The following is a 25,392-nucleotide window of genomic DNA, read 5'->3' on the forward strand; positions in this document are numbered from 1 at the left end:
CTGGTCGCCATTTTTCTCAGCTTTTTTGTACTGGGAACCATTGTGCTGGAATTTACCCGTGCTGTTCGTGTGCGGAGGGGTAAACGTGATGAAAGTATTCCCGTGGCACTGATTCGAATTATATCCAAAAATCGCACCAGGTACGGAGGCTACATTGTCCATATCGGTATTGTGTTTATGTTTATCGGTTTTGTGGGTAAGGCGTTCGACGTTGACCAAGAGTGGACGATGCAGAAAGGTGATGAAGTAAATATCGCCGGCTATGCTGTCACTTTGACGGATGTGAACCAGGAAGAGAGACCAAACCACTTCGCCTGGATTGCATCACTGAATGTGAGCAAGGATGGACAACATGTGACCGATCTTCATCCGGAGAAAAGAATCTATTTTCACACCAATCCGGATCCTAACCGTCGCCAGCCCCACAGTGAACTGGATCTTTATTCCACTTTCCGTGAGGATGTTTACGCTGTTCTTGGCAGCATCGATACCAATAATGATATCCTCTCCATCAAAATCATGGTAAACCGTCTGGTGAGGTGGGTCTGGATAGGAGGATACTTGTTGGTGTTAGGTTCTATTATCGCTTTCTGGCCCGCAAGATCGGGAAGGAAGTAGATGTATTCACATTTGATGATTATCCTGACGTTCTTACTCGTAACAGGTTTTATCATTCAGCCGCTTTTCTCCGACTCGCGCAAAAACCCATTTGCGGAAGGGAGACGTGAAGAGGCGCTTCAGTTGCACAAAAGGAATCTGTACCGCCAGATCAAAGAGGCTGAATTGGAGTTCGAAATGGGTAACCTTTCGGATGAAGATTTTTCCAGGACTCGCAGCCTGCTAAAGGAAGAGGCGTCCCGTGTTCTTGCGCAGATTGAGAGACTCGAGTCGGCGGCATAACCGTCTGGGTGATTAGACTGAAATATCCGGCACAGACCTTCAGTGATTAGAGAATAACTAATATGTTGACGGTTGAAAATCTGCAAAAGTCTTATCATTTGAGACCGGTACTTCAGGGGGTGACTTTCGATGTGCATCAGAGTGAGAGCGTCGGCATCTTCGGTAAGAATGGTGCCGGAAAAACGACACTGTTGCGGGTGGTGGCCCGCATCTCTTCCTGTGATGGTGGAGAAGTGTACCTTAACGGAAATTCTCTCCTGAAAGGGACTCCTTCTGCCCGCAGGGGACTACTCTATATCGGGCACAATCCGAATCTCTATCCCACCCTCACGGGCGAAGAGAATCTTCAGCTCCTGGCAAGGTTGTATGCTGCGCAGGTACCAAAAGAAAATATTCTCGAAGCTCTTGAACGGGTAGAGCTGCTCCATCAGAGATGGGATCCAATTCGCTACTACTCCCGGGGGATGCTACAGCGGTTGGGGCTGGCGAAAGCACTAACGATCCCGTGGCAGATTGTGCTGATGGATGAACCTACAGCCGGTCTCGATGAATCGGGCATGGTTCTGCTGGATGAACTGGTGAATCAGTGGCAGGCAGAGGAGAGGAGCATGTTGATTGTCTCCCATGAGCGTGAATGGTTGGAGCGGTTTTGTCCTCGTATCCTCATTCTTCGAGAAGGTCAGGTTGTTCAGAATAAACCGTTTGATTCTGATAAGGAGACGGCCGTCGCCGAAAGCTGAACCGTGTTTACCGCACTTCTGAGAAAAGACCTCACCATAGAGTTCCGCAGCAAAGAGATAATAATCTCTATGATAACTTTCGGTGTAGCGGTAATTCTGCTTTATGCCTTAGCGTTTCGTCAGTCGCCGGAGGCTATTGAGAGATTTTCCCCCGGCCTGCTGTGGATGGTGTTTCTATTCATAGCAGCCATGGGGGTTCACCGTGCCTTTTCTCTCGAAAAAGAATTTGACGCCTTCGGTATGCTTCTTTCGGCACCAGTGGATAGGAGCATCATCTTTCTGTCCAAGTGGGTCAGCGGATTCATCTTCATTCTGGTATCTCAATTGGTAGTCGTTCCGCTCTTTTTACTTTTTCTTCAAGTTTCGCCGCCTGCGAATCTGGCAGGCTGGATCGGAATTTTTATCCTGACCGATCTGGGCATCACCGCCCTGGGGAGTCTCGTTTCCGGCATAGTCATGCGCGTCCGCATGAGTGAGATCCTTCTGCCTCTGTTGCTGTTTCCTCTCATTACGCCTCTCCTTATTGCCGCTGTGAAGTCCACTGATGCACTCATGATCGGTCTTCAATTCACTTACTGGAAAATCTGGCCACAGATTATTGTGACATTCGTCATTGCATTTGGTGTGCTCGGATATATAATCTTCGATTTCGTGAGTGAGGAATGATGAAAACATTTCATTCAAGATTGAGTTCGAAGGTTCTTCTGGCGTTTATTGTTGCGTCGGCCGCTGTTTGTCTCTTTCTCGTATTAGAGAAGACAAGGATAGATCCCGATCAGCAGATGGCACAGAAAATATTCTATTATCATGTCCCTTCAGCGTGGGTCGGCGCTTTGGCTTATTTCCTGGTTATGGTAGGGGGGATCCAGTATCTACGGACAAAAGAAGACAGGTGGGACAGGTTCAGTCTTGCCGCCGCCGAGAACGGAACTTTCTTCGCCACGCTGGTTCTTATCACTGGTCCAATTTGGGCCACACCGATCTGGGGCACGCCGTGGAACTGGGAGCCGCGACTGACAACGACGCTTATCATCGTTCTAATATACGTGGGCTATTTCATGCTGAGACAATTTGGCGGTGCCCCCGAGAGAATCAGGCGCCTCTCAGCGGTACTCGGAATTGTCGCCTTTGTAGATGTACCAATTATCTATTATTCCGTCGATTTCTGGGCAACTGACGTTCAGTCCCACCCCCAGAGGGAAATGGGGGGTCAGCCTGGTGATGTTCTCGGTACTTTCTTCTTTTCACTAATTATCTTTACTGTCTTGTTTATCTATATGATGAGATTCAGAATTCATCTACTCGGTCTGGAAGCCAGACTAGTGGAGCAAAGCCGTGGCGTATAAATACTTCGGCTACTTTCTGGCGGTGTTGATTATCGTGGCCGGTAGCGTAATCAGTTGGATTCTGTGGATGCTGAGGCGTGAAAAGTCTATCATGAAAAAGTTTGGAGTTTTACTCGAAGGGGAAGAAGAAAATGGGTAAGAATATTGTTCACATTGTTGGCACGGGAACAATCGGTGAACCGCTCATCGGTCTCATGTCTGATTACCAAGCTGAACTGGGCATCGATGAAATAACCTTTCATAAGAATTCACCTCTGTTGCGGGAGCGGGCTAAGGTCAACGATCTCATGAGCAGGGGGGCAAAGCTTGCCGTAGATGGAGATAAAATTGAAAGTTTCAAAGAAATCGATATAAATCCTGACCTTGAATCAGAAGAGGCAATTAAAAAAGCAACCGTGGTCATCGACTGTACGCCGAAGGGGATTGGTCACCGCAATAAGCACAGGTATTACGATAGGTTTGTCAAAGAGGGCAAGGGCTTCCTGGCCCAGGGGAGTGAACATGGTTTCGGGATGAAATATGCACGCGGCATAAACGACGATGCGTTAAAGAAAAAGGGAGAAAACTTTATTCAGATCGTCTCGTGCAACACGCATAACATTGCAGCCATTACAAAGACACTTGCACTTAACCGTGGCGAAGACACACTCGAAGAGGGCCGGTTTGTCTGCATCCGACGATCATCTGATATCAGTCAGACGAGTGCATTTGTCCCGGCGCCGGAGGTGGGAAAGCACAGTGCTGAAAATTACGGCACGCACCACGCCAGAGATGCTGTTGAGCTGTTCCAGACAGTCGATTATTTACCCAACCTTTTCTCATCGGCAATGAGGATCAATTCTCAGTATATGCACGTAATCTGGTTCAATATACGCCTGAAAGAAAAAGTTACGCTGCAGGATGTGATTGACAGATTCGCCGCCGATCCACTCATCGCGCTGACCGAGAAGACGAGTGCCAGTACTGTTTTTTCATTTGGTAGAGACCACGGTCACTATGGCCGCATTCTCAATCAGACGGTCGTTGCGGTACCCACCCTTACGGTTCACAATCAGAACGAGGTGGTAGGATACTGTTTCACTCCTCAAGATGGTAATTCCCTTTTGAGCTCCATTTCTGCGACTGAATGTTTTCTTCACCCAAATAATTGGGAGAAGAAGATTAACGCACTTGCTCACCTTTTTTTCTCTGAAGTATAATTCGTAACTTAGCAAGGGATGAACCTTTTGTCTGCTGACGATACTAAAAAAAATATAACATGAAGGTTATTGAATATCTCAAGAAGGCCAACTCAACTTTGATAAGTTACGAGATTATTCCGCCACTAAGAGGAAGGAGCGCGGAACCGATATTCGAGCTGGTGGAACAACTGATGCCGTACGAACCTCCATTCATCGACCTTACCAGTAGAGCGGCTGAAATCTATTACGATGATCTGCCGGGCGGCACCGTTAAACGCCACATCCGCCGCAAACGCCCCGGGACCATCGGCCTAAGCGCTGCTATCAAGAATCGGTTTGACGTTGAGACAGTTCCGCACCTGCTCTGCCGGGGATTTACGCGCGAAGAGACAGAAGACGCTCTCATCGAACTGTTCTATCTCGGTATCGACAATGTGCTCGCCATCAGAGGAGATGAGACTAGGAAACAGCAATCCGGCACGAGCGGCAAGTCCTATAACAAGTTTACCACAGATCTGGTGAGACAGATCAAGGAGATGAATAGCGGAAAGTACGTCGAGGAAGACTTGGCGGACGCCTATGCTACAGATTTTTGTATCGGCGTCGGCGGCTATCCTGAAAAACACTTTGAAGCGCCTAATCTTGCCGCTGATCTCAGATACCTGAAGGAAAAGGTAGATGCCGGTGCGGACTATATTGTAACTCAAATGTGCTTTGATAACGACGCATTCTTCAATTTTGTCGAAAAGGCACGCGAGATGGGTATAACGGTGCCCATCATTCCGGGGCTGAAGATTCTGACCCGCAGATCGCATCTCACTTCCATACCGAGGAACTTTTTCGTGGATATACCGGAGAAGTTAGCGCAAACGGTTATGGAGCTGCCTGAGAAGGAGGCATATGATGCTGGCGTCGCCTGGGCGCTGCAGCAGTGCCAGGAACTGGTGGAAGCAAAAGTTCCGTGCATCCATTTCTACATCATGCAAGACGCTTCGGCCGTGACGGAGATAGTCTCTCAAATTAGGTAAGCGGAAACAGCCGCCGCCAGCGAGGCGTTCTTAGCGTCAATTTTTCTGTTTAAGACTGACAAAGCCAGTGTATATTTGGTTACTGTGACTAAAATAAGAACAGATATAAACGTTTTGTTTGACGATCGAGACCCGGGTTTTCTTCAGTACTCCTTCGATAAAAGTCTCACAACTGACAAACTGATTAAACAAGGATCGGCTGTCCTCGTCGCTGTTTCCGGCGGCGTCGATTCGGTTGTGTTGCTCCACCTCCTGTCGTGCACGGCGCCGGCTTTCGGACTGACTATCGGCGTGGCGCACTACAATCACGGTATGCGCGCAGAAGCCTCCGATGATGATGAGGCGTTTGTCAAGGAACTTGCGAACAGTTACGGATTGGACTGTTTTTCAGGCAGACTGCCTCGCAACGTTGCTCACGATGGAGAGAGCTGGGAAGCGTACGCACGTCGCCATCGCTATCACTTTCTTGAGAATGAGGCGTCTGCACAAGGATTCAGTTTTATCGCCACAGCGCATCACGCCAACGATCAGGCTGAAACGGTTCTGATGCGTATGATGGACGGCGCCGGTGTAAGAGGCATGGGCGGCATCCATCGGCGGAGAGGTCGCATCGTGCGACCGCTCCTCCCATTCACTAAAGAGCAAATTCTGACTTATGCCAGAGAACAGGAGCTCAGTTGGCGTGAGGATCAGTCCAACAGCGATACCCGCTTTCGCCGTAACAGGATTCGGCACGAAGTTTTACCGCCTATCCTGAAGTCAGATCCCGATTTCATCGAGACTGCATCCAGACTGGCAGATGAAATGAGGAGCCTCGAGAACCTGCTCCGGGCTGAAGTTGAAAACCTGAAGACAAGCCTTGTTTCAAAAGACGCTTTCGGGCGCATAAACATTCAAACATCGGCGATGGCGGCGCTGCCGATGGAAATTCAGAAGCGGTTGATTCACCAGATTGTGGAAGCTGACGCACCCGAATCACCTTGGCGGCATCATCAATGGCTTCGGCTCGAAGAGTTCCTCACCGGCAGTAAGACAGGTCAAGTGCTCTGTCTGCCCTGTGGTTGGCGAATGCTGCGCGACAGGGATCGGTTTATTCTCGCGCACGAGAACGGTGACAGAGGGGAGGCCTGCCGTTTTGCGGCTGAACGTGCCGTATCGGTCGTCTGTGGTGATTACAGGTTCCAGATGGATGTTACAGCGCCGCCGGCTCAATTCACAGCCGACAGGTCAAAGGAGTGTGTAGATTTCCGCTTTCTTGAGAACAGGACGCTAGAGCTTCGGATGTGGCAGCCGGGCGACCGTATGAAACCCCTCGGATTGAAAGGATTCAAGAAAGTGAGTGATCTGCTGATCGACAAGAAGATCGACAGGTTCCGCAAGGAGCAGCAGACAGTTCTGACGGTGGATGGGAAGCTGGCGTGGCTGTGTGGCGTACAGCTGGATGACAGGTTCAAAGTGACAAGCAGAACGGATAAAATGGCCCAGCTTACATGGGCGCATGTTTAACTAAATCAGGAACGAGTGTATGCGGGAACTTTTTACAGAACAGCAGATCGAGACAAAAGTCAAACAGCTTGCCGCTGAAATCTCCGCTGATTTTGAAGGTAAGGTACCTATTCTTATCGGTGTTCTTAACGGCAGTTTTATCTTCATGGCCGATCTCGTACGGGAACTCTCCATCGAATGTGAAGTTGATTTTATAAAGATTTCCAGCTATGAAGGTACAAGCTCCCAAGGAACCGTTCACTTACTCAAAGATATTTCAGCGGATATTACAGGAAGAGACGTCTTAATTGTGGAAGACATTGTAGATTCAGGTCTTACTATGAACTTCCTCATGTCCCGACTGAAGGGGGCTGGACCGACCTCGATCTCAGTGGCAACTTTACTTTTCAAAAAAGAGGTAGCGCAGTTAAATTTTAAGTTGGATTATGTCGGCTTTACAATCCCCAAGGATTACGTTGTAGGTTACGGCTTGGATTTTGATCAGAAGATGCGCAATCTTAAGGGTATCTATCGCCTTGACGGTCAGCAAGAATTAGAGGAGAACGGTTAGCAGATATGGCAAAAAAAGCGACAAAAGGAGACTCAAAGCGGGTGAAACAGAGTCCGACAAAGCAGTCACCAGAAAAAAACCAGCAGAACACTTTTCAGTGGAAACAGGCTGGTAAAACGTCCCTTATCTGGATTGTAATTCTCATCTCGGCAATCTTCCTCTCCAGCCTTTTCACGGGGAGGGGGAGAAAGGAGATGACCATCGACTACTTCCAGTATATGGAATACCTGAACTCGAACATGATCGCTGAGGCCATGATAATTGAGAAAGAGTTTCACGGAAGATTGACAGAAGAAATCGATCTGGTCGTCAATGATCAGGTGATCGGGAAAGTAGACAGGTTTGTTGTCACGTTACCCTATGTTAATGAATCGGTTCTCGCTGAATGGAATCGGAATAACCTCAAGTACAGTTTTCAAGAGAAGAAGATCGACTGGTTCAGCTACCTGCTGAGTATGGGGCCGTGGCTGTTACTGATCCTCATTTGGCTTTTCTTTATGCGCCGGATGCAGGGCGGTATGGGCGGCAAAGGTCTCTTCAGTTTCGGTCGGAGCCGGGCCAGACTGTGGGAGTCCGACAAGCCTCAGGTCACTTTCAAGAATGTGGCTGGATGTGTGGAAGCCAAAGAGGAGTTGACGGAAGTTATCGCTTTTCTCAAGAATCCAGAGAAGTATCAGAAGTTGGGTGGGAAAATTCCGCGGGGTGTCTTGCTACTGGGTCCGCCGGGGACAGGAAAAACACTTCTTGCCAGAGCGGTGGCAGGTGAAGCGGACGTTCCATTCTTTAGTCTCAGCGGCGCCGATTTTGTGGAGATGTTTGTCGGTGTTGGTGCTTCGCGGGTTAGGGATCTGTTTGAGCAAGGCAAGAAGCATGCCCCTGCCATTATTTTTATTGATGAAATTGATGCTGTGGGCAGACATCGCGGCGCCGGACTCGGCGGTGGTCACGATGAGCGGGAACAGACGCTGAATGCACTTCTGGTTGAAATGGATGGTTTTGAGCCTAACACGAACGTGATTCTGCTGGCAGCAACAAACAGGCCGGATGTCCTTGACAATGCGCTCTTGCGGCCCGGCAGGTTCGACAGGCGTGTCATCGTGGATGTGCCCGACCTTCGAGGGAGAGAGGGGATTCTTGAGGTACATACCAAAGAGATTCCCATGCACAAGAATGTGGACTTGAAAGTTGTGGCTAAAGGTACTCCCGGACTTGTCGGTGCGGACCTAGCGAATTTGGTCAATGAGGCGTCACTCCTGGCGGCACGGAATGGTAAATCCAAAGTCTCCATGGAAGATTTTGAAGAAGCCAAGGATAAAGTAATGATGGGCGTCGAACGGAAGAGCATGATCCTGAGTGACGAAGAGAAAGAGCTTACCTCATACCACGAATCGGGCCACGCCCTTATGGCAAAGCTTCTCCCTGATGCAGATCCCGTGCACAAGGTCACGATCATTCCGCGAGGCCGCGCACTCGGTCTTACCGCCCAGCTTCCTATAGATGAAAAACATAACTATTCTCAATCTTACATCAAGACGCGACTTCTTGTTCTTCTCGGGGGCCGTGCCGCTGAAAAACTTGTCTTCAATGAGCTTACCACAGGTGCCGGTAACGATATTGAAATTGCAACCGAACTCGCCCGCAAAATGGTTTGTGAATGGGGTATGAGTTCCGAACTTGGTCCTCTGACATACGGCAAAAAAGACGAAGAAATCTTCCTCGGGCGGGAGATTGCGACTCATCGCGACTACAGTGAAATGACCGCCCAAAAGATTGATAAAGAAGTGGCAAGGATTGTGTGGGAAGTTGAAAATGAAAGTCTCGCTCTTCTAAAGAAGAATCTGGATAAACTTCATAATCTGGCACGAGAACTGCTTAAGCATGAGACGATCGACGGCGCAGACATGAATAAGATTATGGCCGGCAAGAAGTTGAGGAAGAAGGCATCCGTCTCTGCGAATGGTAGAAAAAATGCCAAGAAGAAGCCGAGAGGGCCTCGAAAGTCTGCGGGGAAGACAGCATAATCATCCACGACTTTTTGGTCTTCTCTTGAGTTATCTTTATTTCCGCACGTCACTTTTTATCATTTCAATCACCAGGCTAAAGCGTCCAAACCGGATTCTTTCATGGATAAATAAGTTGGTATGAACAGTTTGCTGAATGATCTGTTAAATTTGAACAGGACGCTTATCGTAGGTGTGCTGAATGTTACGCCAGATTCCTTTTCGGATGGCGGTAACAACCTCGATCCGGCAATTGCCATTGAGCGTGCCCACGCAATGGTTGCAGAAGGTGCTGATATTATCGACGTAGGCGGGGAATCGACACGACCCGGCGCCGTCCCAATCACGCTGGCAGAGGAGATGCAAAGAGTTCTACCTGTGGTACAAGAGTTGACGGCATCATTAGATGTTCCGGTCTCGATAGATACTTACAAGAGTCAACTGGCGCGGGAAACACTTGAGATGGGTGCCGAGATAATAAACGATATTTCGGGCTTGCGCTTTGACTCGGACATGGCTGGTGTTGTGGCGTACTACGGAGCTTCAGTCATCATTATGCATATGAAAGGGACGCCCAGAGACATGCAAATCGATCCACACTATGATGATCTGATGGGCGATCTGGAGCAGTTTTTTGTTGCTCAGATCAATGTTGCCAGGACTGCGGGCATCCGTGATGATCAGATTGTTATCGATCCAGGCATCGGATTTGGCAAGACGGTTGCGGATAATTTCATAATTCTGAATTCACTGCAGCTTCTGGTTCAACTCGGTTTTCCCGTTATGGTGGGGCCGTCCAGAAAATCGTTTATCGGCAGCACACTGGATCTTGCCGTGGATGACAGGCTTGAAGGGACGGCGTCAGCTATCACGGCTGCAATCCTGAACGGCGCCAGAATAGTACGAGTGCACGATGTTAAGGAAATGAAGCGCGTGGCGAAGATGACCGATGCGATACGGCTGGAGGGGGCTGCGGCATGACACTCTTTGAACTCGGCTTCCTAACGGTGACACTTCTCGATCTAATCGATATTGTGCTGGTGGCGTGGCTTTTTGTCAAATTATATGGCTATTTTAAGGGGACCCGTGCCGGCCATATGCTGGTGGGACTTGTTATTATCCTGCTCAGTTCATTCATTTTTCGCGCCGTAGGCATGCGCGGAATGACATGGATTATCGATCAGGTGCAGACTGTCTGGGTGGTGGCGTTTGTTATCCTGTTTCAGCCGGAATTGAGACGCCTGCTGATTTATGTGGGACGGACCCGGTTTTTCAGGCGACTATTCAGGGTCGGAACGTCAGCAACTATCGACGCTGTTGTGGAGGCGTCCAAGCAGATAAAGCAGAGAGGCTGGGGCGCCTTGATTGTCCTCCAGAGAGACACAGGTCTGAAAGTTATCAAGGAAGCAGGTACGCCCCTGAAATCAGAGGTCAGTGCTCCTCTGCTTACATCACTGTTTAACCCATCGTCACCTTTACACGACGGTGCAGTCATTATCCAGAATGACGTGATTGAAGCTGCGCAGTGCATCTTACCTCTCACTGAAAGTGAGCTGATAGATCCTGATATGGGTACAAGACACAGGGCCGCACTGGGTATCAGCGAGGAGACAGATGTTATCGCTGTTGTCGTTTCGGAGGAGAAGAGAAGAATCTCGGTGGCGCTGAACGGTATGTTCCATCTCAATCTCGACGAATTCGCCCTCAGAAGGTTTCTGAATGAGAACCTTTTTGTCGGCTCGGGCGAGTAGTACTCCTCTCTTTGAGATTGGCACCACTCATGTTTAACTTTTGACTTAATACCCGCGGAATGATGGACACTTCTGAACTACAGGAAAAATTTCGGCTGCTGGATGAGCACTATCAGCATCTTCGGGGGTATCTTTGACATTCCAAGCCTGGAATCCACTTTAGAGAAACTCAAGTCGAAGACGATGCAGGACAATTTCTGGGCTACCGCTTCTTCGGCTCAATCCACGCTTAAAAGAATTTCAGTCATTGAAAAGGAGTTGACTCTCTGGAGCGATGCCCAGACGAAGCGTGACGATCTCGAAGTTCTGCTCGACTTCTTAATGGAAGATGTGTCTATGAAGAGTGAGGCTGAGAGCGAGCTTGTTTCTTTAGAGACTATGGTCGATGATCTTGAGCTCAAACTGACTCTTAGCGGCAGCGATGATGCAAAAGATGCTATCCTAACGATTCATCCGGGAGCAGGCGGTACGGAATCACAGGATTGGGCCGACATGCTCTACAGGATGTATGTCCGCTGGATAGAGCGGCAAGGATTTAAATACGATGTGATTGATTATCAGCCGGGGGACGAGGCCGGTATAAAAGATGTTACTATCGAGGTGAAAGGTGAATATGCACACGGTCTCTTAAAAGCGGAAGTTGGTGTCCATCGCCTCGTCAGGATATCCCCTTTTGACGCTTCCAGCCGCAGACACACATCGTTTGCTTCTATCTTTATCTATCCTTTACTGGATGAAGAGATTGAAATTGATATCAAGACAGAAGATTTGCGAATTGACACCTACAGGGCCAGCGGGGCCGGCGGACAACATGTGAATAAGACGGATTCGGCGGTTCGTATTACTCATATTCCGACAAATATCGTTGCGCAGTGCCAGAACGAGCGATCTCAACATAAGAATAAGGCCAACGCTATGAAAATCCTGAAGGCGAGGCTGTACCAGAGGAAGCTCGAAGAACAGGCTGAGTCGATCAAGGAATTGGAGGATCAGAAGAAGGACATCGGCTGGGGCAGTCAGATCCGATCCTATGTTTTTCATCCTTACATGATGGTTAAAGATCACCGGACAAAGCTGGAAATTGGTGATGCTAAGCGCGTTATGGATGGTGATCTCAACAAACTGATCAGAACGTTTCTGCTTCAGCAGGCAAGCGAAAAGCAGAATCACGCTAAAGAGGTAAACTAAGGTTTGTATGCCAGATGACAGAAGATAAACAGCAAAGTCTTAAGCAGATTATCGAAGCCCGGACAGAGAAGCTTAAACGGCTTGAGGAGTTGGGGATCACTCCCTATCCGTATTCTTATCATGTATCTCATGTGACAGAAGAGATCTTGAGCGGCTACGACAAATTATCGGGCAAGACAGTGAGTATTGCCGGCAGGATCATCTCGATACGGCGGATGGGCAAAGCATCCTTCTGTCACGTCCAGGATAGTTTGGGTAAGATGCAGGCTTATATCAAACAGGATATTGTAGGTCAAAAAGCGTACGAACTGTTCAAACTTCTGGACCTTGGTGATATTGTCGGTATCAGCGGAGAGGTGTTCAGGACGAAAAGTGGTGAAATCTCAGTCTCATGCGCAGAACTGACTCTTCTGGCCAAGAGTCTCAGGCCTCTGCCGGGAGCTAAGGAAAAGGAGGGCTCCACTTTTCACGCCTTTGCGGACAAGGAGCAGCGATACCGTAACAGGTATCTCGATCTGATTGTCAATCCCGAAGTTAGAGGTACTTTCATTAAGCGGGCGAAAATCATTACGGCTCTCCGCAGTTTTCTGGATGGTGAAGGATTTGTAGAGGTGGAAACTCCTGTATTGCAGCCGCTTTACGGCGGCGCTTCTGCCCGGCCATTCAAGACGCGACACAACACCCTTGATCAGGAGTTGTATCTGAGAATCGCCGATGAACTTTACCTGAAGCGGCTGATTATCGGCGGCTACGACGGCGTCTATGAACTATCGAAAGTATTCCGGAACGAAGGGATGGACAGGAATCACAATCCGGAATTCACCATGCTCGAGTTCTATAAAGCGTACGTGGACTATCTGTTTCTGATGGATTTCACCGAGAATCTCATTAGAGTTGCCGCCAAGTCAATCGGAGTCAAGATAGTTGCTGTTGGTGAATCTGAGGTTGATCTGACTAAGCCGTTCAGCAGGAAATCGTATATGGATCTCCTGGCTGGAGCGGTGGGTGAGGATCTGACAGATGCCGATGAAAAGCACCTTAAGAGTTTGTGTCGTGAAAAGGGCATTGAACTTGAGTCGGACGCTCATTTGGGACGGATGTATGAAGTGCTGATGAGAGAGTTGGTGGAACCTGAGCTTATCGCCCCTACCTTTGTTATCGATTATCCGAAAGCGATCTCGCCTCTTGCCAAGATCAGGAGGGACGGTAATTCCGCCGTTGTGGAGCGGTTTGAGCTTTTCATCAACGGAGCCGAATTTGCCAACGCTTTTTCGGAGTTAAACGATCCCATAGATCAGCGGCAGCGCTTGGAAGCTCAGGCTGATCTTCGTGAGAAGGGTGACGAAGAGGCACAGACACTGGACGAAGACTTTTTGCGGGCTGTGGAATCGGGAATGCCGCCTACCGGTGGTGTGGGGATTGGAATCGATAGACTGGTGATGTTCCTTACCGGACAGAAGACCATCAAAGATGTGATTTTGTTCCCCGCCATGCGACCAGTGGCCGATGAGTAGTGATGTCGCTTCTCGCTTTCATTGCCCGGCGGCATCTGAGGTCCAAGCACTCCTTTAGTTTTATTTCCCTTATTAGTTATCTGGCCGTTAGTGGTCTCGCCATCGGTGTCGCTGTCCTCATCCTGACAATGGGAATTCTCACCGGATTCGAAAATGAAGTCCAGAAAAAGATTATCAGTTTTGACGGTCATATCCGGATCAGGGGATTTCTTGATAACGCCATCCCGCATGAGAGTGTTCAACGTGAATCCGTGCTGGCGTCCATCTCGGGCATTTTAGCTCGGGCGCCCTATATCCACCGTCCGGCCATGATCAGGAGCGGCGATGAAACAGAGAGCGTCTTTGTCGAAGGGATATCGCTTGACGCCGCTAAAGAAGTGTTCGGTACACCGGAAATGATGACAGCCGGCAACTTCAGTTTTGGCACCGGCGCGGCAGAGGGGAGGGGTATCGTGCTGGGAGAGGTGCTGGCAAGGAAGCTCGGCATCGTACCCGGTTCTCAAGTGGTACTAGTAAGTCTGGAGTCAATCGGTCTGGCGGGAAAGCCGCCGCGGCTGGGACAGTATCATGTAGCCGGTATCTACAAGACAGGGCTGAAGGAGTACGACGAATCGATTCTCTATATGGACTTAACCGGCGCTCAGGAACTGTTTGATCTGCACGATCTAATCTCTGGTGAAATCGTTATTCTTGAAGATACTGAGACGGCGCAAGCAGCGGCGGATGCCATGGAAGACGGTCTCAGTTATCCGTACACCGTGGCTACCTGGAAAGAACGTCACTATACCCTCTTCTCCTGGCTGTCAGTCCAGAAGTTCCCCATTACCATCATTTTTGCGCTTATCGCACTGATTGCTATCGTTAACATCACGTCGTCGCTTACCATGATCGTTATGGAAAAATCGAGGGATGTGGGTGTTCTAAGGGCCATGGGATTCTCGCGCAATGACATTTCCCGGCTTTTCCTTATGGAAGGCGGGATTATCGGTATCACGGGCGTTGCATCCGGTATTCTTATCGCTTTAATCCTCGGATATTTTCAGTTACAGTTCGGTTTACTGAAGATATCTGAAGATGTCTATTTCATGAGGGAACTTCCTCTGGCGTTCGTTCCGCATCAGGTGGCCTTGATTGCCGTAACGGGTTTAATCCTTGCACTTGGAGCGTCAATTTATCCGGCCTGGAAGAGTGCGGGTATTCTGCCTGCTAAGGCCGTGAGGTACGAATGAACGGTTTCGATTTGTGGCTTGCGCGCAAGCTGCTCCTTTCAAGAAAAAGTGTGGGGTATATTTCTTGGAGCGGTGTTATCTCCATCGCCGGAGTCGCTGTCGGCTGTTTTGCGTTGCTGGTTTCCGTCGCCGTGCTCAACGGCTTTGAAGATGAGATACAGCAGAGGGTTATAGGATTCGAATCCGATCTGAGGATAAGCGGAAGCTCCTTTAGTGATGAGTATAAAGGTGAACTGGAGTCGATTCTATCGCGCATAGATGGTGTTGAATCTGTCTGTTTCTACTTGGAAAAAAAAGGCATCATCATGTCAGACGAAGAGCGCGTGATTGTCAGGATCAAAGCCGTTGAACCGGACAGGTTCTCTGAAATCTATACCATCAACGGCAGTAGTTCTTTTTTCATGGCAGCAGGTGAGCCGGCAGTTCATATGGGAAGAGGTGTGGCTGACAGGCTGGGTGTCCATAAAGGAGACTCGGTTACTCTTGTGAGTCCGCTGCAGAACCAGATTTATCTGGGATTTCCAGCCCTGGCAAAAGTAACGGTAGGCTCCGTATTCGAAACGAAGGTACTCAACTTTGACCAGGAGTTTTGTTTTGTTCCACTTGAAATTGGGCGTGGCGTTTTTGGCAAGTCAGGGAGTTACCACGGTGTCGATATCCGATTGTCGTCCACCGCTTCCCCGGAAAGGGTGAAGAACAGGATTGCGCCACTTCTTCCCGGCAGTCTTGAAGTTTCAACTTGGGCAGATTTGCATCAGGTGTTGTTTTCCGCCATGAAAATGGAAAAACTCGGCAGTATCATTGTGCTGAGTCTCATCGTCGTTGTGGCTTCATTTAATATTGTATCTACCTTGATTATGCTGGTGATGGAAAAAATAAAAGAGATCGGAATTCTGAGGGCTATGGGAATTACACGCAGGAGAACAGGGAGGATCATCGGTCTGCAAGGAGCTTTTATCGGTGCCTCTGGACTTGTTCTCGGTTTAGGTTCCGGCCTGTCATTCATTCTGGTGCAAGAGAAGTGGGGTTTGATCAGGCTACCCGAGGCTATCTATTTTGTGGAGTCGTTGCCGGTGAAAATGCCGCCGGGGGACATCCTTCTGGTTGTCATTGTCGGTCTGTTCCTCATCGGATTGGCACTTTTTTACCCGGCAAGAGTAGCTGGGAAGCTGCTTCCACGGGAGGCCATCCAGTTCGAGAAATGATACTGAGAGCTGAATATCTGGCCAAGAGTTATACCACATCTACTGGACCTCTTCAGGTTCTCAACAATATTGACCTCACCATGGACATGGGGGAACTTGTCGCCATTATGGGACCGTCCGGCTGTGGCAAGTCCACTCTACTGAACATTCTGGGTACTCTTGATAAGCCGGATGCCGGGGAATTACATATAGATGGGACAAGTGTCTTTGTCCTGACGGATGCTCAACTATCGGAATTGCGCAGCAAGACCATAGGATTTGTATTTCAATTTCACCATCTGTTACCGGAGTTCACGGTGTTTGAAAACTTGATAATTCCTCAGATGATCGCCGGTTGTGAACAGAAAGCTTCGCAGGAGAGGGCCGCCGAGCTGCTCAGTAAGGTGGGACTGGAGAATCGCGGGCACCACCGTCCCAATTCTATTTCTGGCGGTGAGAGGCAGCGGGTGGCAGTGTTGCGCGCTCTAGCCAATAGACCAAAACTCGTTCTGGCGGATGAACCCACAGGGAATCTTGATTCCGAGAACAGCAGAATCCTCATGGATATGATTCAGGAACTGGTGCGCGATGAAGCGAGATCGTTCCTGATTGTAACGCACAGCGAAATCACAGCTGCGAATTGTGACCGAAAGTTTCTGCTGACTTCCGGTGAATTAGAGGAAATACCACAAAAGTAAGTTGTGTTAGCATCCCAATGACGGTAAATTTCAATTAAGAATCCAAGCAGATGAAAGAGAATTTTTCCAGACGCGTCCAGACGATTATGAAATATGCCAAGGAGGAGGCGATCCAGCTCGGGCACAGTTACGTCGGATCGGAGCATCTGCTCCTCGGCCTCATCCGCGAAGGTTCAGGCAGGGCTGTCCAGATACTGGAAGAATTAGGCGCCGATCTCGAGGAGATGCGCGTTATGATCGAGGATATGATGAAGCCGTCCGGCGGGACAATGACACTTGGTCACCTTCCCCTTACACGGAGAGCTGAGCGGATACTCAGGAATACTTTTACTGAAGCTTCCAATCTCCATGCCGCTGTGGCTAATGACTATCATCTCCTGCTTGCGATTCTCAAAGAGAATGAGGGCGTTGCCTACGAAGTGCTGATAGCGTTCGAGATAGATTACAGTGCCATCCTTGAACAGCTCAAGGAGGAGGCTCCCAGCCGCCCTGCGACTTCATCACCGCCGGCATCGAAGAAGAAATCGAAGACACCTGCCCTCGATCATTTCAGTCGTGATATCACCGAGCTTGCTCGCGAAAACAGTCTTGACCCAGTCATCGGTCGCGCGGATGAGATTGAGCGTGTTGCGCAAGTGCTGTGCCGGCGCAAGAAAAACAATCCGGTCTTGATTGGTGAGCCGGGAGTTGGCAAGACGGCTATCGCCGAAGGGCTGGCGCAAAGAATTGTTGACCGTGACGTCCCGCGACTCTTGCACGGTAAGCGGATTGTCGCCATCGATCTTGCGGGGATAGTGGCCGGTACAAAATATCGCGGTCAGTTCGAAGAGAGAATGAAGGCCATCATGGCTGAACTGGAAGCTTCTGAAAGTATAATCCTCTTCATCGATGAGTTACATACTCTTGTTGGTGCGGGAAGTGCTTCGGGCTCTCTTGACGCCTCCAACATGTTTAAGCCGGCTCTCTCACGGGGAGAGATTCATTGTGTTGGCGCCACCACGTTGGATGAGTATCGCAAATATATTGAAAAAGATGGCGCGCTGGAACGAAGATTCCAGAAGATTATGGTTTCACCTCCGACAATTGAAGAGTCTATCCACATTCTTAAAGGATTGCAGGACAGGTATGAAAGACATCACAGTGTCAAATACGATGAGGAAGCGATAAACGCCTGTGTTCAACTGAGTCATCGGTATGTGACTGACAGGTATCTTCCGGACAAGGCCATTGACGTCATGGATGAAGCTGGTGCTCGTTTGCACATGCTTAACTTGAATGTGCCTGATGAGATTGTTGAATTGGAGTTGGAAATCGAGAAAATTCGAGCTGAAAAGGATGCTGTTGTTCTCAGTCAACAATTTGAGAAAGCGGCCAGTCTGCGTGATAGTGAACGGACACTTGTGAAGTCATTGGAGAAGGCGCAGAAATCGTGGACGAAAGAAGAGAAGAAAAACGCTCCTGTAGTAGGTGAAGAAGATATCGCAGATGTGGTATCCATGATGACTGGAATTCCTATCTCTCAGGTAGCGGCAACCGAGTCACAGAAGCTTCTCAAGATGGGGCAGACTCTGGAGGATGATATTATCGGTCAGGGGGAGGCGATTGGGGTGTTGACCAAATCGATCCAGAGAGCGAGAGCAGGACTGAAGGATCCCAAACGGCCTATCGGTGCCTTCCTGTTCCTCGGACCGACAGGCGTTGGAAAAACAGAGATGGCAAAGGTGCTGGCAAAATACCTTTTCGTCCATGATGAATCACTCTTGAAGATCGATATGTCAGAATATATGGAACGGTTCGCTGTCTCACGCCTCATTGGTGCTCCTCCCGGATATGTGGGATTTGAAGAGGGGGGTGAATTGACAGAACGGGTCAGAAGAAATCCTTATTCCGTTGTGTTGTTCGATGAGATCGAAAAAGCCCATCACGATGTTTTCGGCATTCTGTTACAGCTTCTTGATGAAGGTATTCTGACAGACAGTATGGGGAGAAAGGTTGATTTCAGGAATACCATCATCATTATGACTTCAAATATAGGCACTAAAGGATTCGGCAAGGTCGGGACGTACGGTTTCGGCGAAACTTCGGCTACCACTGATTACGAAGCGATGAAAATGAGAGTGCTGGAAGAAGTGAAAGACATATTCAATCCGGAATTCATCAACAGGATCGACGAGACTATCGTTTTCCGGCCGCTCTCGAGAGAGAGTGTCCACAAGATTATTGAAATCCAGCTGAGAGACTTACGGGTAAACCTGGCCGCCAAGAAGATGAAAATGACCTTGTCGGCTAAGGCAAAGGATCTTCTCCTTGAGCGCGGATTCAGTAACGAATTCGGTGCCAGACCAATGCGCAGGGAAATTCAGGCATCGTTGGAAGGCCCGCTCTCAGAAAAGATTTTGAAGGGTCAATTTTCGGAAGGCGATCGCGTTAAAATTGATGTCAGGGGGAAGTCATTTGCTTTCAGAAAGATGACTTCTTCAGGCCGCAAGAAATCATCCCGCTCCCGCAAGTCGTCAACTTCGAAGCAAACCACGAAGTCTGACAACAAGTCCTAAAAATAGCCCAGAAGTACATGTTGTGCGTCATATGTGCGTGATATTGCATATGGCACGACTCTTGCTAATAATAAGGGTAAAACGGAAGATTTGACTGTTTCCCTGATAATTATGAGTAAAGTAAGGAGGATTCAATTCCATGTCTAGAATTATCGGTATTGACTTAGGTACTACAAACTCGTGTGTTGCTGTTATGGAAGGTGGTGAGCCGAAGGTGATAACCAATCCCGAAGGGGGGAGGACAACACCTTCGGTCGTTGCCATGACGAAGGATGGTGATCGACTGGTCGGTCAGCCGGCGAAGCGTCAGGCCGTCACCAATCCTAGCAACACTATCTACTCAATCAAGCGATTCATGGGACGTGAATATGACGAAGTAGGTACAGAGATGGGTGAAGTTCCCTTCGAGGTGAAGAAGGGAAATAAGGGTCAGGTGGAAGTGGTTGCTGACGGTAAGACTTATGCCCCGCCTGAGATCAGTGCCATGATTTTGCAGAAGCTTCGCCAGACGGCCGAGGAATATCTCGGCGAAAAGGTAAAGGAGGCCGTTATCACGGTACCGGCATATTTTAACGATTCCCAGCGCCAGGCCACTAAAGACGCCGGCAAGATCGCAGGACTGGAGGTTCGACGCATTATCAATGAACCGACGGCGGCCGCCCTCGCCTACGGAATGGATAAGCAAAAGGATCAGAAGGTTGCCGTATTCGATCTTGGGGGAGGAACATTTGATATTTCCATCCTCGACATCATGGAGATCGATGGCGAAAAATCAATAGAAGTAAACGCCTCCAACGGCGACGGGCACCTGGGTGGTGACGATTTCGATCAGCGTGTCATAGATTGGCTGGCTGATGAATTCAAGAAGGCTGAAGGCATCGATCTTCGCGAGGACCCCATGGCTTTGCAGAGACTGAAGGATGCGGCAGAAGAAGCTAAGAAGGAGCTGTCGAGTTCAAAGCAGACAGATGTCAATCTTCCCTTTATCACGGCAGACGCCACCGGCCCAAAGCACCTCAACATATCACTAACCAGAGCCAAGTTTGAAGAACTGGTAGATGATCTCATCGAAAGGACGAAAGGTCCCTGTCAGCAGGCTTTGAAAGATGCCAGTCTGAAAGCCAGCGATATAGATGAAGTGGTCTTGGTAGGTGGCTCGATACGTATCCCGAAGGTTCAGGAGGTCGTAAAAAGTATTTTTGGTAAAGACCCCAGTAAGGGTGTAAATCCAGACGAAGTAGTGGCAATGGGTGCTGGCATACAGGGCGGTATTCTTGGCGGTGATGTGGAGGACGTCCTGCTGCTGGATGTGACACCACTTTCCCTCGGTATCGAAACTCTCGGTGGAGTATTTACAAGACTGATCGAAAGGAATACAACCATCCCCACTAAGAAGAGCCAGATCTTTTCCACGGCGGCTGACAACCAGCCATCCGTTGAGATTCATGTTCTTCAGGGGGAGCGTGAGATGGCCGTCTACAACAAAACCATCGGAAAGTTTCACCTTGACGGAATACCCCCGGCCCCGCGGGGCATACCGCAGATCGAAGTTACATTCGATATCGATGCAAACGGGATTCTGAATGTGAACGCCAAGGATAAAGCCACTAGCAAGGAACAGAGTATCCGTATTGAAGCGTCCAGCGGTCTCAGTTCTGAAGAAGTGGAGAAAATGGTGGATGACGCTAAGGTACACGAAGGTGAGGACAAGAAGAAGCGTGAAGAGATCGACCTTAAGAATCAGGCTGATCAACTTGTCTATCAGACGGAGAAGAACCTCAAGGAATTCGATGAGAAGTTAGACGACGATGACAAGAAGAAGTTGACGGATTCTATGGAAGCGCTGAAGTCAGCCAGCGCCGGCGGCAATCACGATGATATTAAGAAAGCCATGGATGAACTGAATTCGGTATGGAATACAATTGCCAGTAAGATGTATGCCAGCGAGAAGCAAGAGGGTCCAGCTGAGGCACCACAGCCGGAAGCTGAGCAAAAGGGCGCCGAAGACGGGGAGATCGAGGATGCCGATTTCGAGGTAGTTGACTGATTTTAGTGATCTCAATCACGTAAAGGCGGAATCTGCAGATTCCGCCTTTTTTGTTTCTGGAACTTCGTTAAGTTAAATTTGTACTTTAAGTGATGAAAATATCCAGAAAACTCAAGGCAGTCTTGATTCTGTCTCTGGTCGTTATTCTCCTAGTTGGAGTGACGCTGTTCGTTCTGCTTAAGCCGGGACAGTGGACGGACGAGATAGTTACTTATCTCAATGAAAATATTCTGGTAGAAAACGGTTGGAGAATTTCGATCGAAAAGATCGAAGGTCAGCTGACATCAGATATTGATATCCACAATCTGTACCTCAGAAAGATAGATGGGTCGGCCGTGTTTTATACCGAGTACGCCAAAGTCAATTTTGACTTGTCTCAGATTTTGGTGGGCAAGTGGGCAATCTCACGAGTAAGATCAGATAATGCTCTTCTCACCATCGATCAAACCGTTCCCGCGGAGATTACAGAACTGAACTTTGTAACTGATCTGACGCGGAAAGGATTTCGCATACGGGAACTGAGCCTCGGTCGCTCAGCACTGATAGTTAGGGAAGACGAGGATGAATCACTCTATGATCTTAGTTTCGATGGGCGTATCGATACGCGTTCGGGGAAGCTGGTCATAAACCCGGCAAAGTTCCGTTTTGCCGATCTTAAGGGAGCAAACAGTCTCTGGTTAGCCGGAGGTGAATTTGCTTTATCAGCAACCGGCCTAGTCGCAAAAGAGGTGACAGGTAATCTCAATCAATTACCCTTTGAATTCAGTTCTGATATCGGATTCTATCCCGACACCAAGATACTTCTGGATGCAACTGTGCACAATATCATCACCGGTGATTACGTTAACCAGGATGTGTTAACTGTTCTAAATGCTGATACAGTGAACCTCCAGTTCCAGTTAGAGACTGACTTGGTTAACGGCGTCGTTGACGGTTTGGTTTACAATTCGAGAACATATGACATTGTCAGTGAAGTTGATCTTGATGTGACACGGAAGGAAGATACGATCCTTCTGAACCGGTCCGCCGTACGAATCGGCACCTCCGAGGTGACGGGAGAGGGTAACCTGACGGACAATAAGGCGTTCCTGTTAAACATCTCTATTGACAAACTGGACTTGGCATCACTTAATCTCTTGCCCGAATCCACCCACATTACAGGCATGGCCACTCTCGAAGGCTCCTTTGACGATAACTCTCGTCTCGAAAGAGTAGCCGCCAGACTACGGCTCCAGAATGACAAGCGCGGTGATGAACGGTTTGTCAGAATAAGCGGTGGCGTCACTTATGCGGCGGGAATCATCGAAATTACTGATTCGCTTACCGTTGATCTGGGATACGGTGTAATGTCAGCAGATGGTAAAATGAATCTCGAGGATGAAAGGATCGACGTGATACTTACTACCAAGGACGCTAATCTTCAGTCCCTGGCCTATGTGTTCGGCTGGCCCGATTCTCTTGCCGGTCAACTCAAAGGATCCGTCGATTTGACTGGATATCTCAGAGACCCGTCGGTTAAAGGTATTCTCACATTCAGTGACGGTGTTTTTGGCACCTCGATGGTTTCATCTCTGAGTGCATCATTCTTCATCAACTCGCTGATCGAGAACCGTCAAGGTTCTCTCCGTGCCGTGGCAAAAGACGGCAAGACGCTGGGCTATCTGGTTGACGAAGGGACCGTTGACCTCTATTTCCGGGGTGATACAGTTATGATTGCCAGCGTTCGACTCGATGGAGAAAATAATTATCTACAAGCGTCAGGGAAAATCGTCGGTTCCAGTTCTATTATCATTGACCAATTGCAGGCTTCCCTGAGAGATCAGTATCTCAGCACCGCCGAGAAGGTCGTAATTCGTCAGCAGGATGACGGTTTTGTTGTGGAACCGGCAACGATCCGCATCAATGACGGTTCTGTTCAAGGTTCTCTCTTGCTGAAAGACGGCACGGTCCAAACGGGAAAAATGCGTGTTGTGAATCTTAATCTTGATGCTCTAGAAAGATTGCTGCAGACAGACTTTCTCATAACGGGATCCACCTTTGCTCAACTCGACATGATGAATGTAGATGGGGATCTCGTAGTGGATGGAACGCTCGATATCAAAGACGGACAGTGGAACGAAATACCGTTCAGCGATCTTATTCTCACCGGCGACCTTAGAAATGACCAGGTTTCCATCAGAGAAATGAGGATGCTCGGGGTTGACGGGATGACTATGGAGTTGTCAGGTTACTTAGGTAGCGTTTTGGGGGAAGATGGGCGTCTGGAAATTGATCCCGAGGGTGATATTGAATTTTCCAGTGCATTCAAGAATCTAGATCTGGTGTTGCTTGCCGATTATTTACCGCAGTGGTGGAATCTCAGGGGGACAGCGACCGGTAGTCTCGCCATGTCCGGCAAGGCGATGGATTCTGAAATGATCTTCCAACTCACCATTATTGAGCCACAATTAGATAGAATTCATGCACAGAAGATTTCCGCTTCTGGCAGATACATGGATCATCGACTCTTTTTCGAGGATATGGAGGGTTTCACAGCTACTGGACACTATACAGGAGAGGGATACATTCCAGCGGAGTTTGATCTCATTGCTGAGGATGAGGATCGTTTTATGGCAACCGAACCTATATCAATTTCTTTTCGGGCTGAAACTTCAAACCTCGATTTCCTGACGCCATATTTTGCTGATGTCGATTCCATCAAGGGTGATTTTTCGATTGATCTTTCAATTAATGGGACGCCGGTGAATCCCGTCAGGAACGGCAGGATAAGCGTTGAAAACGGTATTATCTACCCTCTCTACCTGGATGTCCCTATCAGCCAGATGAGCGGCAGCGCAATCCTTAAAGACAACAAATTCATGATAGAGGAAGTGACGGCTGCCAGCCACATGCCTGCCAACGTTGACTGGGCAAAGGATCTCAGATCCGGTCTGTCAAGAATTTCGGGAGGAATCTTTTTCGCAAAAGAGGGCACTTCCTTCTCTAAGAATATCCAGATCAAGGGAAGCATGGATATGGAACAGTTCTTCAGCCCGAATCTTGCCTTCTTGATCTCTGGAGAAGATGTATATGTAAGAACCTTGCTGGGGGAAATTGAAGGAATTGCTGACGTAGATTTATCGGTCACTGGTCAGGATACTCTCAGTATCGTTGGCGATATCATCCCAAGTGAAGCCGTGCTGAGGATGGAGTTTACTGATGAGGGTGACTTCGAAGATGCGAAAGAGGCCGGCGCCATGGTCACTCATTATGATCTGCACTTTCCGATCGCGGGGAACCTTTTCATTCGCAACAGTCAGATCGATGCTGAGCTGGAAGGGGATATGACCATCACGAGGCTTGGCAATGAGCCGTACCGCTATGCAGGTGAATTGACTGTCGCCGCAGGGAAATTTTACTACGGCACTGATAACTTTGATATTCAGGAAGGGTATCTCAGTTTTGATCCCACTGAATTCAATCCCAGGATGGATATCAGAGCAACCACCACCATTTCAGACGTTGATATCCTTGTCTCCCTCACAGGAGAATTTGATGATCCAACCCTGATCATAGAAGATAGCGAACAGTTCTTTAGTCAGGGAGACCTGCTGCAGATGCTCACTATTCAGCGAAGATTTGAAGATGAAGATTTTTCCACCGAAAGCATAAGTGAACAGTCTGTCTACATCTTCGGCAAGTACCTGAAGAATGAACTGGAAAGAAGCCTGGTACGGTCTACGCCTGTACTCGATGAACTTGAAATAGAAGGATCTGAAACTATCCTTAATCCATCGGATGACAGCGATCTAGCAGTAAAGGTGGGGACACGCCTATCATCTAATCTTTATCTGAGCTACAAACAGAATTTCTCGCTCACGCAACCTAATCAGGTTGGTGTTGAGTATCGTCTCAACAGAAATGTTTCACTCGTTGTCACTTATGACGAAGACGGTCAGGTACATCTGAAGTATCGTCGCAAATACCAGTTCTGAT

General features: G+C 48.7%; 21 protein-coding genes. All 21 read left to right on the forward strand.

Annotated elements, in window-relative coordinates:
* The coding region (locus tag QF669_05240; GenBank protein MDP6456843.1) for a cytochrome c-type biogenesis CcmF C-terminal domain-containing protein at positions 1-618 on the forward strand (618 nt) is incomplete at its 5' end.
* Positions 619-900 carry a hypothetical protein gene (locus QF669_05245; GenBank protein ID MDP6456844.1) on the forward strand — a complete coding sequence of 94 codons (282 nt, stop codon included), beginning with the start codon at positions 619-621 and terminating at the stop codon, positions 898-900. It abuts the gene before it with no gap.
* 62 nt (positions 901-962) lie between these two features.
* Positions 963-1,640 carry an ABC transporter ATP-binding protein gene (locus QF669_05250; protein ID MDP6456845.1) on the forward strand — a complete coding sequence of 226 codons (678 nt, stop codon included), beginning with the start codon at positions 963-965 and terminating at the stop codon, positions 1,638-1,640.
* A gap of 3 nt (positions 1,641-1,643) precedes the next feature.
* The gene (locus QF669_05255; GenBank protein ID MDP6456846.1) at positions 1,644-2,306 is read left to right on the forward strand and encodes a heme exporter protein CcmB; all 663 of its coding nucleotides are present in this window, start codon (positions 1,644-1,646) and stop codon (positions 2,304-2,306) included.
* A complete protein-coding gene (locus tag QF669_05260) occupies positions 2,303-2,986 on the forward strand; it encodes a cytochrome c biogenesis protein (protein MDP6456847.1) in 684 nt (227 codons plus the stop codon). Before QF669_05255 ends, QF669_05260 begins: the two co-directional genes overlap by 4 nt.
* Complete coding sequence (locus QF669_05265) at positions 2,976-3,125, forward strand: hypothetical protein (protein MDP6456848.1); 150 nt, start codon at positions 2,976-2,978, stop codon at positions 3,123-3,125. The genes QF669_05260 and QF669_05265 overlap by 11 nt, the downstream gene beginning before the upstream one ends.
* On the forward strand, positions 3,118-4,185 hold the full coding sequence (locus QF669_05270; GenBank protein ID MDP6456849.1) for a hypothetical protein: 1,068 nt from the start codon (positions 3,118-3,120) through the stop codon (positions 4,183-4,185). The genes QF669_05265 and QF669_05270 overlap by 8 nt, the downstream gene beginning before the upstream one ends.
* 59 nt (positions 4,186-4,244) lie before the next feature.
* Positions 4,245-5,195 (forward strand): methylenetetrahydrofolate reductase, encoded by a 951-nt coding sequence (locus QF669_05275; GenBank protein ID MDP6456850.1) that lies wholly within the window; start codon positions 4,245-4,247, stop codon positions 5,193-5,195.
* Positions 5,196-5,279: 84 nt separating this feature from the next.
* Positions 5,280-6,701 (forward strand): tRNA lysidine(34) synthetase TilS, encoded by a 1,422-nt coding sequence (tilS, locus tag QF669_05280; protein ID MDP6456851.1) that lies wholly within the window; start codon positions 5,280-5,282, stop codon positions 6,699-6,701.
* Between the two features lie 19 nt (positions 6,702-6,720).
* Positions 6,721-7,251 carry a hypoxanthine phosphoribosyltransferase gene (gene hpt / locus QF669_05285; GenBank protein MDP6456852.1) on the forward strand — a complete coding sequence of 177 codons (531 nt, stop codon included), beginning with the start codon at positions 6,721-6,723 and terminating at the stop codon, positions 7,249-7,251.
* 5 nt (positions 7,252-7,256) lie between these two features.
* Positions 7,257-9,272, forward strand: coding sequence for an ATP-dependent zinc metalloprotease FtsH (gene ftsH / locus QF669_05290; protein MDP6456853.1), 2,016 nt, complete (start codon positions 7,257-7,259; stop codon positions 9,270-9,272).
* Between the two features lie 120 nt (positions 9,273-9,392).
* Positions 9,393-10,232 (forward strand): dihydropteroate synthase, encoded by an 840-nt coding sequence (gene folP / locus QF669_05295; protein ID MDP6456854.1) that lies wholly within the window; start codon positions 9,393-9,395, stop codon positions 10,230-10,232.
* Complete coding sequence (gene cdaA, locus QF669_05300; protein MDP6456855.1) at positions 10,229-11,002, forward strand: diadenylate cyclase CdaA; 774 nt, start codon at positions 10,229-10,231, stop codon at positions 11,000-11,002. Before folP ends, cdaA begins: the two co-directional genes overlap by 4 nt.
* A gap of 62 nt (positions 11,003-11,064) precedes the next feature.
* A protein-coding gene (gene prfB, locus QF669_05305; protein MDP6456856.1) for a peptide chain release factor 2 occupies positions 11,065-12,190 on the forward strand; the annotation gives its coding sequence in 2 pieces (ribosomal slippage) (positions 11,065-11,136 and positions 11,138-12,190; 1,125 coding nt in all).
* 14 nt (positions 12,191-12,204) lie between these two features.
* Positions 12,205-13,704, forward strand: a complete 1,500-nt coding sequence (gene lysS, locus QF669_05310; GenBank protein MDP6456857.1) for a lysine--tRNA ligase — start codon at positions 12,205-12,207, stop codon at positions 13,702-13,704.
* A gap of 2 nt (positions 13,705-13,706) precedes the next feature.
* Entirely contained in the window at positions 13,707-14,933 is a 1,227-nt protein-coding gene (locus tag QF669_05315; protein ID MDP6456858.1) for an ABC transporter permease, read from the forward strand.
* Positions 14,930-16,138, forward strand: a complete 1,209-nt coding sequence (locus tag QF669_05320) for an FtsX-like permease family protein (protein ID MDP6456859.1) — start codon at positions 14,930-14,932, stop codon at positions 16,136-16,138. The genes QF669_05315 and QF669_05320 overlap by 4 nt, the downstream gene beginning before the upstream one ends.
* A complete protein-coding gene (locus QF669_05325; GenBank protein ID MDP6456860.1) occupies positions 16,135-16,815 on the forward strand; it encodes an ABC transporter ATP-binding protein in 681 nt (226 codons plus the stop codon). Before QF669_05320 ends, QF669_05325 begins: the two co-directional genes overlap by 4 nt.
* 50 nt (positions 16,816-16,865) lie before the next feature.
* Positions 16,866-19,370: an ATP-dependent Clp protease ATP-binding subunit gene (locus tag QF669_05330; GenBank protein MDP6456861.1), complete on the forward strand. Its 2,505-nt coding sequence runs from the start codon at positions 16,866-16,868 to the stop codon at positions 19,368-19,370.
* A 139-nt stretch (positions 19,371-19,509) separates the two neighbouring features.
* Positions 19,510-21,417 carry a molecular chaperone DnaK gene (dnaK, locus tag QF669_05335; GenBank protein ID MDP6456862.1) on the forward strand — a complete coding sequence of 636 codons (1,908 nt, stop codon included), beginning with the start codon at positions 19,510-19,512 and terminating at the stop codon, positions 21,415-21,417.
* 122 nt (positions 21,418-21,539) lie between these two features.
* A complete protein-coding gene (locus QF669_05340; GenBank protein MDP6456863.1) occupies positions 21,540-25,391 on the forward strand; it encodes a translocation/assembly module TamB domain-containing protein in 3,852 nt (1,283 codons plus the stop codon).
* Position 25,392: the final 1 nt, after the last annotated feature.

Source organism: Candidatus Neomarinimicrobiota bacterium (assembly GCA_030743815.1).
GTDB lineage: Bacteria > Fidelibacterota > Marinisomatia > Marinisomatales > S15-B10 > UBA2146.